Origin of the sequence: Marinobacter sp. EVN1 (assembly GCF_000475375.1) — a bacterium.
Lineage (GTDB): Bacteria > Pseudomonadota > Gammaproteobacteria > Pseudomonadales > Oleiphilaceae > Marinobacter > Marinobacter nauticus.
In genome coordinates, this window is the sequence record NZ_AXCB01000027.1 from 1 (window position 1) to 403 (window position 403).

Annotated in this window: 1 protein-coding gene; it reads right to left on the reverse strand. The window is 58.6% G+C overall.

Annotated elements, in window-relative coordinates; all coding sequences use genetic code 11:
- Positions 1-160: 160 nt before the first annotated feature.
- On the reverse strand, positions 161-403 hold a 243-nt coding region (locus Q674_RS33480; protein WP_023009216.1), incomplete at its 5' end, for a transposase.

Here is a 403-nt window from a genome sequence, read left to right on the forward strand (position 1 = left end):
CCGGATTTCTCATAGGTCCCCAGCAAGTCTCGCAGACTGAACTGGTTACCGCTATGGCCGGTCGGTTTCGGCCACGCCTGCCCAATAAGTGATCAATTCCCGTTGTCCGGACACACGGCCCCCTTCCCCCCATTGAGTCGGGCCGGGGGAGCCCGGGGATTTATCCCGGAACCAGACGGCGTACCAGGTCAGAGAGTTCGTCTTTGTAAGGATAGGCATCACTCATCAACACCTGTATGCGCCGAGTGTTGCGAATGATGACCGCGCCCACCTTGATCAGCTTCAGCCGCAGGTTACTGGCGCTCATGCGCTCGAAGGGCGTTTTCTTCAGGTGAGCGCGTAATCGCTCGAACAACGTGTAGGCAAAGCCCGACAGAAGCAGCCGCCACTGATTGGTCCACCA